Annotated in this window: 10 protein-coding genes; 2 read left to right on the forward strand and 8 right to left on the reverse strand. The window is 63.1% G+C overall.

The features are described from left to right. Positions 1-67 precede the first annotated feature (67 nt). The 8 genes from GFD25_RS10590 to GFD25_RS10625 all read right to left on the reverse strand — a co-directional run bounded on the left by GFD25_RS10590 (position 68) and on the right by GFD25_RS10625 (position 12,056). Positions 68-1,342: a GHKL domain-containing protein gene (locus GFD25_RS10590; protein ID WP_163232648.1), complete on the reverse strand. Its 1,275-nt coding sequence runs from the start codon at positions 1,340-1,342 to the stop codon at positions 68-70. Beyond that, a complete protein-coding gene (locus GFD25_RS10595) occupies positions 1,339-2,043 on the reverse strand; it encodes a LytR/AlgR family response regulator transcription factor (RefSeq protein WP_163232650.1) in 705 nt (234 codons plus the stop codon). The genes GFD25_RS10590 and GFD25_RS10595 overlap by 4 nt, the downstream gene beginning before the upstream one ends. Positions 2,044-2,568: 525 nt before the next feature. Beyond that, positions 2,569-5,433 (reverse strand): glycoside hydrolase family 3 N-terminal domain-containing protein, encoded by a 2,865-nt coding sequence (locus GFD25_RS10600; protein ID WP_163232652.1) that lies wholly within the window; start codon positions 5,431-5,433, stop codon positions 2,569-2,571. Positions 5,434-5,812: 379 nt separating this feature from the next. After that, entirely contained in the window at positions 5,813-6,148 is a 336-nt protein-coding gene (locus GFD25_RS10605) for a type II toxin-antitoxin system PemK/MazF family toxin (RefSeq protein WP_163232654.1), read from the reverse strand. Next, the gene (locus GFD25_RS10610; RefSeq protein ID WP_163232656.1) at positions 6,145-6,417 is read right to left on the reverse strand and encodes an AbrB/MazE/SpoVT family DNA-binding domain-containing protein; all 273 of its coding nucleotides are present in this window, start codon (positions 6,415-6,417) and stop codon (positions 6,145-6,147) included. Before GFD25_RS10610 ends, GFD25_RS10605 begins: the two co-directional genes overlap by 4 nt. A gap of 448 nt (positions 6,418-6,865) precedes the next feature. Beyond that, a complete protein-coding gene (locus GFD25_RS10615) occupies positions 6,866-9,835 on the reverse strand; it encodes a glycoside hydrolase family 3 N-terminal domain-containing protein (RefSeq protein WP_163232658.1) in 2,970 nt (989 codons plus the stop codon). 178 nt (positions 9,836-10,013) lie between these two features. Further along, complete coding sequence (locus GFD25_RS10620; RefSeq protein WP_163232660.1) at positions 10,014-11,330, reverse strand: ATP-binding protein; 1,317 nt, start codon at positions 11,328-11,330, stop codon at positions 10,014-10,016. A gap of 24 nt (positions 11,331-11,354) precedes the next feature. Then, positions 11,355-12,056 carry a LytR/AlgR family response regulator transcription factor gene (locus GFD25_RS10625; RefSeq protein WP_163232662.1) on the reverse strand — a complete coding sequence of 234 codons (702 nt, stop codon included), beginning with the start codon at positions 12,054-12,056 and terminating at the stop codon, positions 11,355-11,357. Positions 12,057-12,105: 49 nt separating this feature from the next. Between GFD25_RS10625 and GFD25_RS10630 the strand changes: the two genes are divergently transcribed. Together GFD25_RS10630 and GFD25_RS10635 are read left to right on the forward strand one after the other, a co-directional pair. Then, entirely contained in the window at positions 12,106-14,292 is a 2,187-nt protein-coding gene (locus GFD25_RS10630) for a serine/threonine-protein kinase (RefSeq protein ID WP_163232664.1), read from the forward strand. A 127-nt stretch (positions 14,293-14,419) separates the two neighbouring features. Continuing rightward, the gene (locus GFD25_RS10635; RefSeq protein ID WP_163232666.1) at positions 14,420-15,406 is read left to right on the forward strand and encodes a DsbA family protein; all 987 of its coding nucleotides are present in this window, start codon (positions 14,420-14,422) and stop codon (positions 15,404-15,406) included. The last annotated feature ends 106 nt before the right edge of the window (positions 15,407-15,512 follow it).

Genomic DNA, 15,512 nt, shown 5'->3' on the forward strand with positions numbered 1-15,512 from the left:
CGGAATCCGGAGTGCGCTGCGAGGGCCGTGGCAGGTTCGGCACGGTTTTTGGCAAGAACCGTTAGGATCAGGCATTCGGAAACAGGATACTGACCACGAACAGGTCGGCCTCTTTGCCGATGTTCAGCACACCTCGATGCTTGCCGACGATATACCGCACGCTGCGCAGACCGAATCCGTGCCGCGTATCGTCGCCGCTGGTCGTCACCGGCAGCCCGTCGCGCATGACCGGTTCTCCCGGACAGTAATTCTCGACGCGAACGCTGACCATGCCGTTCGTCCGGCGGATCATCAGACCGATGTACCGACGCGCGGGCACGGCGATGGTCCGCTCGTAGTCGATGGCGTTGTCGAGCAGGTTGCCGAACACCGACGCCAGTTCCGCCGGGCGGAGGAACGCGAGCGCGTCGCCCTGCGCGATCACGGACAGCGTGACGTCGCTCTCATGGCAGACCAGCTGCTTCTGCGCGAGCAGGGCGTCCAGTTCCTTGTTGCCGGTATTGAACGTGCTGTCATACCGATCGACGATGCGACTGATCTCGTCAAGTTCCTCGTCATCGCCGGCCGTGCCGGTGGCTTTGATGCGGGCGATCTGATGCTTGAGATCGTGCGCCTTGAGGTTGATCAGGTCCATGCTGGCGCGCGTGGTCTCGTATTGCCGGGCCTCCTGTTGTATGACCCGTTCCAGCAACGCCCGCTCGTCGGATTCGGTCTTCAGCGCGACGAATCCGAACTGGACGCACAGGCCGGCGACGCAGCACAGGATGAGCGGCAGACGGGACACCCACACGCGATCGATGCCGTACACCTGGAACAGGTACTGCATCGCATAGGTGAACACCGCGGCGAGGATCGCGAACGAGTAGACGTATCGTCCTTCCACCTTCACGTCGTCGACCATCCGCAGCCGGCGGGCGAACAGCAGGAAACAGACGGCATATACGACGACGGTGCAGCCGATCGACAGGGTCAGCCAGCCGAACCAGTCGAACGATTCCCGGAACGGCTGGTAGAACACGTTTTCCACGTTGTAGGCAAGGTTCTGCGTCAATTGTCCGCCGACGCAGCAGAACAGGACCTCGCGGAACCGGTCGCGCACGCAGAACATCCAGAACGCCAACGTCAACGCGAAGATGATCGCCGAGAACAGGCCCGAAACGTACCAGCTCACCACGTTCGGCAGCGCGATGGACAGCGGCGCGAAGACCACCAATCCGACCACGGCGCGCAGCACGAAATCGCCGCGCCGCCGCAGCCACGGCAGCACGTACATGGCTTCGGCCAGCAGGATCTGCAGAATGTATCCGTGACGGACGGTGATCGCGAACAACGAGCCGATCATCGCACGCCTCCGGCCATATACGCGGCAAGCCGACCCCTGAATTCGGTCCGGTACGACCGCGCGAGGGGCAGCGTCTCCGAGCCCACCTGGACTTCCGTCGACGTGACTCCGGTGACGTACGCCATGTTCACGAGGATCGAATTGCGGATCTGGATGAAACTGCGTTCGGGAAACCGGTCGACGATCGAGCCCATGGTCTCTCGGATGCGGAACTCGCCCTCCTGCGTATGGAAATGCAGGTAATGCTTGTTGCTTTCCACGTACCGTATCTGCGAGAACCGGATGGACCGCATGCCGCCGGCCACGGGGACATGGATCACGTCGTCGACGGGCAGACGGGCCATGGCCTTGTCCATCTTGATGGCGAACAGGTCGTACGGCACCGGCTTGAGCACGAAGTCCATCGCGTCGACCTCGTAGCCGCGAATCGCGTACTGGGCCATGCTGGTGATGAAGATCAGACAGACGTCCGCATCGAGCGTGCGCAGTTGACGGGCCGCATCCAGACCACCCATCTGCGGCATGACGATATCCATGAACACGATCTGGTATTGGCCATGGAAGCGTTCGATGAAATCCGCGCCGTCGCTGAAACAGTCGACCTGCAGGGTCGCATGCCGTTCGCCGGCGTAGCGATGCAGGTGTTCTTTCAGGGTTTCGGAGAACTCCCGCTCGTCCTCCACGACAGCAATGGCAACCATGCCTTCATGATAACCGTCGGCCGCGTTGCGCCCGCCGGCGGCAACAGTGCGATTCCTGCCACTTTCGCGGCGATTCGTGCCAGCAGCCGGGAGTCCGACTGGCATGTCCGGCGCGGTCAGATCAGGCAGGCCATGACGAGCTCCATGACCGCGTCCATCTCATGCTGCGGCAGATAGCCGGCATACTCCGCCACGATGATGTCGTTCATATCGCTCCTTGCTCTCAGTTTTCAGCGGCACTCCCTTACGGAAACGCCAGACGAATACACCAGCGTGAGGCAAACGCACAGCCGGAGCGGCGAAAACGACCTCGGTGGACGCAGACGCGACCCGTCGGCGTGTTGTGGATAACTCGCTGTGGATAACGTTGTCCACATACGAATGTGGGTCGTAATCCCGATCTTTGTCGAGATTACGACCCACAGCCTATGCGTTTACGGGTGGTCGGTTCCGAACGATCAAATCGTCACGGCCCAGAAGGACCGTGCCGGCCGGCGACCGGACGGAATCTACGTTCGTTCCCGCTCAGCCCTTGCGGCGCTTGAGGAAGCGCTGCACGGACAGCACCTCAAGACCGATCACGAGCACCGCAGTCACGCCCCAGACCACATAGGTGACGGTCTTCCAGATCGGGGTGGCAACCTTCGGCTCGCCGTCCGCGTACATCCAGCTGTTCACCGCGGTGTACAGGATGTTCTTGGTGGCCTGGCGCATCGCCTTGACCGAGGTGGCGGAGTGGCTGGTGACGTGGTTGGTCACGTCGGTGGTGGCCAGCATGAAGTCGTTGCCGTTGCGGATCAGCTGGTCGGCGTTCTGGTAGCCGTAGCCGGCGAAGTAGTCGGTCAGGACCATTCCGCGGAAGCCCCACTCGTCACGCAGCACCGTGTTCATCAGCGGCGAGTAAGCCGCGGCGTACGTCGTGCCGATGTAGTTGAAGGAGCTCATGACCGCCTGCGCGCCGCCATCCTTGACGGACATCTCGAACGGCTTGAGGTAGATCTCGCGGATCGACTGCTCGTTGGCCCAGGTGCACAGCATGTTGTTGCGGTTGGTTTCCTGGTCGTTGAGCGCGAAGTGCTTCATGAAGGAGTACACGCCCTTCTCCTTCGCGCCGGCGATGGCGCTGGACGCCATCACGCCGGACAGCAGGCCATCCTCCGAGTAGTACTCGAAGTTGCGGCCGCCGAACGCGGAGCGGTGGATGTTCATGGCCGGCGCGTACCAGCCGGTGACGTGCATGTCGTGCGCCATCTGGCCGATCATCTCGCCGAACTGCTTGGCGAGGTCACGGTTCCAGGTGCAGGCGAAGGTGGTGGCCGCCGGGAAGCCGATCGAGCCGACGCCGGTGAAGTTGTTGTTCAGCGAGGCCGGGCCGTCGAGGTCGACGAGCGCGATCTTGCCGATGGACTTGATGGCCGCGTTGCCGTAGCCGCCGAACGCGATCAGGTTGTCCATCTCGTCGAAGGTCAGCTGGTCGAGCAGCTTGTCCCACTGAGGATCGTCGTAATCGGCGTCCTTGAGGTCCGCCAGGCGCAGGCCGTTCTTGGCTCCGGTGGTCGGCATCTGGTCGTCCGCGTTGTCGTAGTCGGCCGGATCGTAGTTGGAGTTGTTGATGAACGTGGCCTTGTGGGCGTCGGAGATCGACAGGCTGGCCGGAGCGGCGGTGGCCTCGTCGTAGTTGGCGAAGTGGTCGGCGCGCGACAGGTAGGTCACGTCGCCTTCCGCGTCGTCGAACTGGTTGGTCGCCACGGTCGCGTCGCCGTCGTGCGTGTTGGAGTCGGAATCGTAGGTGACGGTGTCGTCGACGGTGATCGTCTGCTCGTCGATCGTCGTGTGCGAGTCGGACTGCAGGGAGATCTCGTAATCGCCCTTCTCCAGCACGTACGCCTTCGCGTCCTTCGCATCGTAGGACGCCATGTCATCGTCGTCGAACTCGATCTTGACGGTTTCGGATTCGCCCGGCGCGAGTTCCTTGGTCTTCTCGAACGCGACCAGGTTCGCGGTCGCCTTCTCGATGCCGCCGTTGGTGTACGGCGGGTTGTAGTACGCCTCGACGACGTCCTTGCCGGCGGCCTTGCCGGTGTTGGTGACGGTCACGTCGAACGACACCTTGCCGTCCGCATACGTCACGTCGCCCATCTTCTGGTCGAACGTGGTGTAGCTCAAGCCGTAGCCGAACGGGAACGCGACGGTGTCGTCGTAGTTGATCAGGCCCTCGTCCGCGGCGGTCTCGTAGAACTTGTAGCCGACGTAGATGCCCTCGACGTAGTTCACGAAGGACGGGGTGGTCTTGCCGGTAAACTTGGATTCGGAGACGAACTCGTCCATGTTGTCATAGGTGAAGTTGCCGAAGTTGTTCCAGTTCGGGGTCTTGGTGAGGTCCTTGACGAAGGTGTCGGACGTGCGGCCGGACGGGTTAGTGGTGCCGGCAAGCACCTCGCCGAGCGCGGAGAAGCCGGTCTGGCCTGCGGGCGGGCACCAGACGACGGACTTGATCTGCGGATAGTCGGACAGGAAGTCGAACTGGAAGGCGTTTGCGCCGTTGTAGACGACGGTGACCTTGTCGAAGTTCTTGGTGACCAGGTCGAGCATGTTCCGCTCGGTCTGGCTCAGCTGCAGGAAGTGCTCGCCATCCTTGAAGTCGGCGTAGGACGTGGAGTTGTCGGTGTAGGTGATGCCCTCGCCCTTCATGTTGGTCGGCACGTCGGCGCCTTCGCCGCCGACACGGGCGATGACGACCACGGCCTCATCGGAGTAGGACTTCGCGTCGGAGATCAGCGAATCGGAGTACTGGTCGGCCGGCACTTCCGGCAGGGTCCAGTCCTGCTGCCACATGCCGACGACCGGACGGTCTGCACGGTAGTCGGTGTACAGCTTGGTCAGGTCGGCGTTGGCTTCGATGCCGGCCTCCTTAAGGCCGTCGAGCAGGGACGTGGTCGGATACTGGTCGGACATGGAGCCGGAACCGGTGCCGCCGTAGACCGGGTTGGTGGAACCCCAGCCGAACACGTTGACCTTCTTGTTGGCCAGCGGCAGGTTGGCATCGTCGTTCTTGAGCAGGGTGATGCCCTCCCGTTCGACGTTCGCGGCCAGCTTGTTCGCAGCCTCGACGGTGCTGTCGGACAACGTGTACTTTTCGGTGGTCGCGTTGTTCAGCAGCGTGGACAGCGGACCGAACACCATCATCGAGATGGACACGACGACCGCGACCAGGAACACGATCCACGATTCGGAATGGACAAGCTTACGGGCGCCGACGTTCTTGACGGTTTTCTTGTTCACGCCGATGGTCAGCGCGAGCGCCAGCACGAATACCACGCCGATCGCGATCAGCTGCGGTACGACGGAAGCGATGACGTTCCAGACGTCGCTCCAATTGATGCTCAGCATCGTTCTCCTCCTTGATTCATCTGTAATGCGACCGCGATCCGATACCGTTATCGACTCGCCTGCGGTGACGCCGCCCTGCCCGGCCACGCCGCCTGATGCAAAAGACCCGCGCGCACCCACCGTTGGTCGCTGCGCGCATGGTCTTCTGCAAATCGCTGATTTAAGAGTCGCAGATATGCATTCACGGCGAACGCGTTTGAGCCCATCCTGTCATTTCGGGTGCATAATCTGTTACCATGCTGCCGCCCGACCGTCCAGCACCGCAGCGCAAACGGCACTTTTCGCTGCGCAAACAGCATATCGGGCGCACGTGGGGAACGCTCCGCAACAGTGCGATTCCTGCCAGCAGTCGGGAGTCCGACCGGCATGTCCGACGCGGTCAGATCAGGCAGGCCATGACGAGCTCCATGACCGCGTCCATCTCATGCTGCGGCAGATAACCGGCGATTTCGGCGTTTCTGGCGACGAGATCAAGCGACTTGAGCCGTTCGACTTCGACGAATCCCTCGATATCCAACGGCGAAATCGGATGCACCGCCTTGTGCAGCGGATAGCCATTGTCGGTCGACGTGATCGGGCACACCCACGTCAGGTTGCACAGCCGGTTGAAGTTCTCGTTGCCGACCACCAGCAGATAGCGCCGCTTGCGCTGCTCATGACCGGCAGACGGGTCGAGATCGGCGACGACGATGTCTCCGCGTCGATATCCGTTCATAGTTCCTCCCGCCCGGCCGGCGCGGCGAACCCGTCCTCTTCCGGCACGTAATTGCCGTGGTAGTCGGCGAACAGGTCACGCAGATCCGGCACGTCGTATCGCCCGATGTGCGTGATCCGCGATTGAGCCGGAGCGATGACGATGCGCACGCCGTCGGTGTCAACGGACACGCGACTGCCTTCGCGCAGGCCGGTTTTGTCGCGAATCTCCTTCGGAATGCGAATGCCTTCGCTGTTGCCCCACTTGGTGATGGTGGTGATGGTTGCCATGTCCGCCTCCTCGATCGGATGGTATACACATGAGTATATATCACTCGACCATGGGGCATCAGAATCAGACCGGACCGAATCGAACCAAACCGAATCGTCAACCTGGGGAGGCGGATATTCCGCCACGATGATGTCGTTCATGTCGCTCCTTACTCTCAGTTTTCAGCGGCACTCCCTTACGGGGACGCCAAGCGAATAGCACCAGCATGAGGCATGCGCGCACTCGGAGCGGCGAAAAACGACCTCTGTGGACGCAGACGCGACCCGTCGGCGTGTTGTGGATAACTCGCTGTGGATAACTTTGTCCACATACGCAAAAAGCCCGCCGATCCGGGCAGGGATCGGCGGGCATGCCGTCATCGGCACATGGCCATGGCGACGTTCACGGGCGGCGACCCATCCCAAGGAGGGAGGAAGGGCGGGCTGCCGCGCCGCGAGCGCGACACCATCACTTCGCGGCGGACTTCACCTCCACGGTCGCACCGCGGCGACGGGCGATGAACCGGCGGATCGTCACGGCCTCGAGAGCGATCAGGGCCACGCCCAGCACCGCGACAACCGCGAAGTAGATGCGCTGCCACAGCGGCATCGCCACCTTGGGCTGGCCATTCGCGTAGATCCAGCTATTGACCGCGGTGTAGAGGATGTTGTGGCAGGCCTCACGCATCGCCTTCGTCGAAGTCGCGGACTTGTCGCTGATGTGATTGGTGGTGTCGGTGGTGGCGAGCATCGCATCGTTGCCGGCGCGCATCGCCTGGTCGCCGATCTGGTACGACTGCGAGCTGAAATAGTCGGTCAGCACCATGCCGCGGAAACCCCACTCGTCGCGCAGCACGTTCTTGAGCAGTGGCTCGTAGGCGCCGGCGTACACGTTGCCGATGTAGTTCAGACCCGTCATGACGGCGGTGGCGCCGCCGTCCTTGACGCTCAGTTCGAACGGCTTGAGATAGATCTCCCTCATGGTCTGCTCGTCGGCCCAGGTGCACAGGATCACGCGACGGTTCGTCTCCTGGTTGTTGAGCGCGAAATGCTTGATGAACGCATACACACCCTTGGACTTGGCGCCGGCCACCTGCTGGGCCGCCATGCGACCGGACAGCAGTCCGTCTTCGGAGAAGTACTCGAAGTTGCGGCCGCCGTACGGCGTGCGGTGGACGTTCATGGCGGGCGCGTACCAGCCGGTCACGTCCATCTCGTGGGCCATGTCGCCGATCGTCTCGCCGAACTGGAGCGCGAGATCCTGATTGAACGTGTTCGCGACGGACACGCCGGACGGCAGGCCGATCGAGCCGACGCCGGTGAAGTTGTTGTTCAGCGTCGACGGGCCGTCGACGTCGGACTGCTGCGGCTTGTCAATCGACTCAATCGCCGCGTTGCTGTAGCCGGCGGTGGCGATCAGCGTATCCATGTCGTTCCAGCTCAACTCGTCGAGCAGCTTGTCCCACAGTTCGTCGTCGTAGTCCTTGCCGTACAGCTCGTACAGTCTGACGCCGTTCTTCGCGTCCATGTTCGGCATCTCGTCCGAGTCGTCGTTCACGTTCTTGTAGTTGGAGGCGTTGACCAGCGTCTTCTTGTACTGCTCCGGCATGGAGGTGTCAGCCGGCGCGGCGGTGACCTTGGCGAAGTTCGCGAATCGGTCGGCACGCGACAGCGTCTCGAACGTCGGCTTGATGTCGTCGAACTCGTTGGTCACGGACGACGCGTCGGAGGACCGGTGGTTCTCGCCGGAGTAGGTGATCGTCTCGTCGACGCCGATGGTCTGCTCGTCGATCACGTCATGCGAGTTCTTGCGGATGGAAATACCATAGTCGCCGGATTCCAGAACGTATGCTTTCGCGTTTTCGTCATCGTACGAGGCCATGTCCTCGGCGGCGAATTCGAACGTGATCGTCTGCGATTCACCCGGCTTCAGCTCGTCGGTCTTGGCGAAGTCGATCAGGTTCGCCGACGCCTTTTCGATGCCGCCGTTGACGTACGGCGGATCGTAGTAGACCTCAACCGTGTCCTTGCCGGCCACGTCTCCGGCATTGGTGACGGTCACGTCGAAGCTGACCTTACCGTCCGCATAGGTCACCTTGCCCATCTTCTGTTCGAAGTCGGTGTAGCTCAGGCCGTATCCGAACGGATACTGAACGACCTTGTCATAATCAATCGCGCCTTCCTCGGCCGCCGTCTCGTAGTACTTGTAGCCGACGTAGATACCCTCGACGTAGTTGACAAAGCTCGGCACGCGTTCGCCGATCGTCCGGCCGCCGTAGACGGACGGGAATTTCAGATCGTCGGCGTCGGTGTAGACGAACGAGCCGAAGTTGTTGGCCCACGGCGCCTGGGAGAAGTCGCGGACGAACGTGTCCGCGGTGCGGCCGGACGGGTTCGCCGCACCGGTCATGATCTCGCCGAGCGCCTCGAAGCCGGTCTGGCCCGCCGGCGGCACCCACAGCACGGATCGGATCTGTGGATGCTCGTCCACGAACGACATGTTGATGGCGTTCGCACCGTTGTAGACAAGCACGACGTTGTCAAAGTTCCGGGACACCAAGTCGATCATGTCCTCTTCGGTCTTCGACAGGTTCAGATATCCTTCCCCGGCTTCGAAGTCGGAGTAGTCCGCGGAGTTGTTGTAGTAGGCCGCACCGCCCGGCGTGGGCTGGTCGTCGGTGCCACGGGTCAGGATGCTGGTAGGCATGTCGCCCATCTGGTTGTAAGAGCCCATCTTGCTCATGTCCTCGGGAAGATCGGATCCCTCTCCGCCGGAACGGGCCAGCACGACGACCGCGGTATCGGAGAACGACTTCGCGTCGGACACCAGCTCATCGGAGTACGTGTCGGCAGGCGGCTCGGGCAGCGTCCAGTCCTGCAGCGCGATGCTCACGTTCGGACGGTCGGCGCGGTACTGCGTGTAGAAATCGGTCAGCTCGTCGTTGGTTTCGATGCCAGCGTCATGCAGACTTTGCAGCAGCGACGTCGTCTCGTACTGGTCATTCATTGAACCGGAGCCAGTGCCGCCGTAAATGGGGTTCGTGGAGGCCCAGCCGAACACGTTGACCTTCTTCGAGGCAAGCGGCAGCGTGTCACCGTCGTTCTTCAGCATCACGATGCCTTCGCGCTCGATGTCGACGGCCAGATCCTTGGACCGCGCGATCGTCTCCTCGCTGAGTCCGTCGCTGCCGCCCAGCAGCGACAGCATTGTGTTGAGCGGACCGAACAGCATGGTGCTCACGGCCACGATCATGGCGATCACAGCCACGATCCACGTCTGCGCGTGCGCGAGCTTGCGCACGCTCGTCTCCCGTACCGTCCTGCGGTTCACCGCAATGGTGAGGACCAACGCCAGCACCAGCGCGACCGCGACGGCGATCAGCTGCATCCGGACAGACGCGATGACGTTCACCACGTCTTCCATGTTGATCTCAAGCAATTGCACTCCTTCGTCTTCCGCCTCGTGGACCGCTTCGCCCGCGGGGCGCTTCATATCGGACACCGGGAACGATACGGAACGCGGGCGGGACACACGGCGCGGGTCGCACGAGCGGACGTAAGGAACGCACGGAACGCAGGGGCACGATGGAACGCGACGACTGCCTGGCCGGTTTCGGTTACTCGGGAACCGGCAGCACGATGGTGAGCGAGAACAGGCCGTCTGCGGCGTCAATCGTCATGTCACCGCCGTATTTCGCGACCTGGCGGGCGATCGACTTCATGCCGAATCCGTGGTATCCGCTGTCGTCCTTCGTGGTGACCGGCAGTCCGTCGCGAAACGTGAGCGGATGTGATTCGTCGTAGTAGTTCGTCTCCTTGACGACCAGCAGACCGCCTTTGTCGGCGATGGTGAAATCGATCACGCGCTTGCCGTCCTGAGGCACGCGCTGCGCGCTTTCGACGGCGTTGTCAAGAACGTTGCCGAACAGCGAGTACAGATCTGCACGATCCATGAACCCGAGCCTCCGCCCGTCCGCACTGCAGGTGAGCGCTATGCCGTTGCCGGAACAGTACAGGCTTTTCTCCGTCAGCAACGCGTCCAGCGCATCATTGCCGGTACGGAAGATCGCGTCGTAGACACGGATGTTGTCCTCAATGTCGCGCAAGGTCTCCTTGCTCAATCCGCCGGCGCCGGCGGCCGATGCGACGATCTTGCGGATGTCATGGCATTTTATGTTGATCAGGTCGATCTTCTCGCGGGTCAGCTCATACTGTTCGGCCTTGAGACGGTCGACCTGCCGAAGCAGCTCCAAGTCGCCGTGCAGCCGGTCGTTCGCCACGGCCAGCATCAGCATGCCCAGGACCAGGATGCCGCAGACCAGGCTGTATGCGTGCCCGGTGAGCTGCACCCGGTTGTCCCCGTCCGGCGTGAACATGTTGAACACGATGACGAAGGCGAGGATTCCCGTACAGAACACGACCCAGCGGATCTTGCCGCGTACCTTCTCGCTGTCGACCACGAACCGCCGCGCGAACGCTGCGAACATCGCCGCGTACACGACGACGAACACCGCCAATCTCAGCGACAGATACTGCCACGGGGCATTCATCGCATGCGCCGTCCCCAGCAACAACGCGATCTGAAACAGATCGAACGCGATATGCTGCACGGCGTAGCCGGCGACCACGATCACGCCGGATTCGAGCCATCTGATGCCGCACGCGAGATGCAACACGGCCATCAGCGCCACGGCGCACGTGGCGAAATACACGATCGAGGACAGCGTCACCGACAGCGTGCGATCGGGTTCGACGCCGGAGATCAGCCCCACCAGCGGAGAGAACGCCAGTCCGAACGCCACCATGTACGCCACGAACACGGCCAGACGCAACAGGATTGCCGGCCATGAGAACCACTCCCATCGTCCGTGGCAAAACAGCAGCGTGGCACACACCAGTTCGAGCGGGAACAGATAGAACGATCCGATGATCATGCTGACGCCTTTCGTGACATCCGCTCATCCGCCGTAGTAGTCGGCGAGCGCCTGCATGAGCGGCTTGCGGCGCGAACGGCTGACGGGCAGTGATTCGCCGTCGACGATGACCGTGTCTCCGTTGACGGCGCGCACCCATGCGAGATTGACGAGGCAGTACCGGTTCGCGGCGGTGAAATGCGCCGGTCCGAGCAGTTCGGCGGCCTCCTTGAGGCTGGACCACACCTTGTATGCGGTGTCACTCGTATGGTAGATGACCTCGTGCCGGAGCACTTCGACGTAACGGATGTCGCGCGACGACAGGAACTGCGTGCCAGTGCCCACGGTGAGCGGGACGGTCACGTCCCGGCGGCGTGACACGAGTGTTTCGATCTTGCGCATCTTGAGGGCGAATCCGTAGTATTCGACCGGTTTGACGAGGTAGCCGACCGCGTCCACGTCGTAGCCGACGGCCGCGTACTGGGCCATTTTGGTCGTGAACACGAGCACGACGTGCGAGTCGATCTCGCGCAGGCGGCGCGCGGTCTCCAGGCCGTCGATGCCGGGCATCTCCACGTCGAGGAACATCGCGTCGAACGCGGCCCGGTAGTCGTCGAGGAACGTCTCGCCGTCCGCGAACCTGACGATCCGGTACCGGCTCTTGTCGCCGTCGTAGTACCGGTCGATCATCGCGGCCGTCGCCGCCGCGTCCTCGTCGTCGTCATCGACGATCGCGATGTTGAGCATCACCGCACCTCCTCCGTTTCCGGCCCATTCTAGACGCGTGGCGGCTAGGATGGTGGGCATGAACGATGTGAGCGCGTTGAGTCTGAAGCCCGGCGACCTGATCGGCGGCTACACGCTGGTATCGCGTCTGGGCGCGGGCGCGATGGGGTCCGTGTGGCGTGCGCGCGACGACGGCGGGCAGGAATACGCGATGAAGATCCTGCGTGATTCGCTTGCCGACGACACGGTGCCGAACGTGACCGACGGCGGCGCGGCCGACGGCACGGCCCCGTCCGCCGACGGACGGGCGCGTGCGGCGGACGATCCGGAACTGAGGGAACGGCTGACCGCGCGCGAACGGCTGCGCCGCGAGGCGATGGCGCTCAAGAAGGTCAACCATCCGGGCGTGTGCGGCATCGTCGACATGGAACTGGACGATTCGGTCGCGTTCATCGTGACCGAACTCATCGAAGGCAAGAACCTGCGCGAGGACGTGCGCGCCAACGGCCGGTACACCGGCGACGATCTCGAACGGCTCGCACGCAAACTGATCGCCGCGGTCAAGGCCGTGCACGCGGCCGGGATCGTGCACCGCGACATCAAGCCGACGAACGTGATGGTGTCGGCGTCCGGCCCGGTGCTGGTCGATTTCGGCATCGCGATGACCGGCGGCGAAAGCCATGTCACGCGTACCGGACTGGTCATGGGCACCCCGGGGTTCATCGCGCCGGAGATCATCGACGGCGCGGAATCCGACGAGATGACCGACTGGTGGTCGACCGCGTCGGTGCTCGCGTTCGCGGCGACCGGCTCCCCCGTGTTCGGCACCAAGCCGATGATGGCCGTGCTCGAACGCGCGGCCGCGGGCAGCGCGAATCTGACCGGGCTGCCGGCAGGCACGATGGCCGCGTTCCGGTCCGCGCTGAATCCGGACCGGTCCAAGCGGTGCACGCCGGACCAGCTGCTGCAGGCGATCACGTTGGACGCGCTGAATCCGGCCGCATGGCAGGACGCACAGGCCGAACCGGCCGCGCCGACCGAGGTGGTGCGCCCTTTTGACCAAGCCGCCGCGGACAATCCGCGGCTGTTGTGGCGGCTCGAACCGGCACCGGAAGCAAATATGACACCGGATACGACGCAGACGCCAACAACGGTCGTCGACACCGCCGCGGAACCGGCCACTCGCGTCATCCGCAGCGATTCGCCGGAAGCGACATCCGCGCTTCCCGCAGTCCCGGAGACTCAACCTGCACCGCCCCGCATCATCGCCTCGAACGGTCCCGAAACAACCGCCGTCATGCCCGCCGATACCCAGCGGCAGGCCGTGCGCCGACTGTCCGGATTCGGTCCGGACATCACCGCCGATCCGGCCGCAACGACCGTCATGAACAGCCCGGATATCACGGACTCTCCCGAGGCGACGGCCGTCATCGCGGGCAATCCGATCGCCGACCCCACGCAGGTCAGTCCGATCCCGCCACTGCCGCCCGCGGTCGAACCGCAGGCCGGTTCCGTTCCACCGTTCCTGCAGGAGGTCGCCGCGGCCCAGCCGACCCCGCCGCCGCCCGTACTGCCCGGCGATCAGCCGTTCCCGCAACCGTACGTGAATCCCGCAGACGTCAGACGCGGCCAATACTGGTCGCACGGCATGCTGCCGTTGTGGCTGCTCACCGTCCCTGTGGCCGTCATCGCCGCCAGCGTTCCGGCGGCGTCGGTCATTACGGCCGCATTGCTGCTCTGGCTGCTGATGACGGTCGGCTATTCGGCCGAATCGCAGCTCGAACGAGAGGCGCGGCGCGGAGGCGAGCGCAAGGGCACCGACGGTCTGATCAACGCGGCGAGCCTGCCGTGGCATCTGCTCAAGGCGCTGGGCGCGACCGCCATGCGCATGCTGCCGTTCGTCGCCGCCGCGATTGCGGTTCCGGCCGTATCGATGGCCGTGCTCGGACTGCCGGTCATCCATATCGGACTGCCCGTCGCCTCGTGGACGATCACGGTGCCGTTGCTGTCCGACGTGCCGGTATCGGCGTCCGGACTGGCGCTGGGCGGCGGCGCGGCGATCGGATGGCTGTTGGCCGTGTTCGCATCGAAGAACGCGTCGCTGCGATTGGGCTGCGGCGCATTGCGCGGATACGATCCGCAATCTTCCGGAAGCCGACGCGATACGTTGCTGCTGCTGGTCTGGATTGCGTTGACGGCCGGCGCCGTCGTCGCGTTGCTGACCGGCACGGCGATCGACTGGTGGCCGCTGTCCTGAGTCGTTCGGTGAACGGATGGCAAACGTCCGATTTGCAAACCGTAAGGACATGAACGCTCTGGGCTGAGCCGTACCGCAATCCGGTTATCATGGGCGAGATTGTTGGGTTGAAAGGACGTTTATCATCATGGCTCAGGATCCGAAGAAAACCGTCAAACGCAAGTCACGGGCCGATCGCCGCGCCGCAGAGGCGGCTCTCGCGCAAGCGGCAGCGGAGAAGGCCGCCAAGGAACGCAAGCAGCAGACCATCATCGGTGCGATCGCCGTCGCAATCATCGTCGTGCTGATCGCCGTCGCGGGCATCGCCGTGTTCAATTCGGTACGCAAGTCCGCCGCGGAGCAGGCCAAGGCCAACATGTCGGTCAGCGACGCGTACAACGCCGTGCAACAGGTGTCCGTCAAGCCGGAACGCCCCGACAAGAAGGGCGGCATCCTCATCTCCAAGGACGGCTACGGCAAGTCGGTGGACAACGTGCCGACCATCGGCATCTACATGGACTTCATCTGCCCCGGTTGCGGTTCGGTGAACCGTCAGCTCGACCCGACGCTCATCAAGATGGTCGACGCGGGCCAGATCAACCTCGAACTGCACTTCCTGTCGTTCATGGATTCGTATTCGACCGACGACTATTCGAGCCGCGCCGCGAATTCCGCGCTGTACATCGCCGATCACGACGACGATCCGAGCCATCTGCTCGAGTACGTCAAGAACCTGTACGCCGAGGGATTCCAGCCGTCCGAAGGCAGCGACTACAAGTCCGTGAGCGACGACCAGCTCAAGGAACAGGCCGTCAAGGCCGGGGTCTCGCAGTCCGTCGCCGACAAGGCGTACGGCCGCGACTATCAGGATTGGCTCGACGCGATCAACACGTACACGCCGAAGCGCTCCGAACTGCTCAACACGAGCGGCACCTATGAGGGCCGGTTCACCACGCCGACGATCACGATCAACGGCACGCGCTGGAACCTCACCGACCTGTCGACCGCGGGCCTGTCGATCACCGACGGGTTCGCCGAGTCGATCGGTCTGGACGCCGACAAGCTCGGCGTGGAAGGCGCGTTGCCGTCCATCGGCGCGGACGGCAAGCCGATCTCGGTGACGACCGGAGAATGACCCGGTCGGGGGTATCGCAACCGCAGACACGCACCGTGTTTAGTTAACTGATGGATTGAGTGGCGACGCTGACGCTCGCACCATGCGTGGTGTTGTTTGAAAAACG

Source organism: Bifidobacterium aerophilum, from assembly GCF_010667685.1.
In the GTDB taxonomy this organism is placed as follows: Bacteria; Actinomycetota; Actinomycetes; order Actinomycetales; family Bifidobacteriaceae; genus Bifidobacterium; species Bifidobacterium aerophilum.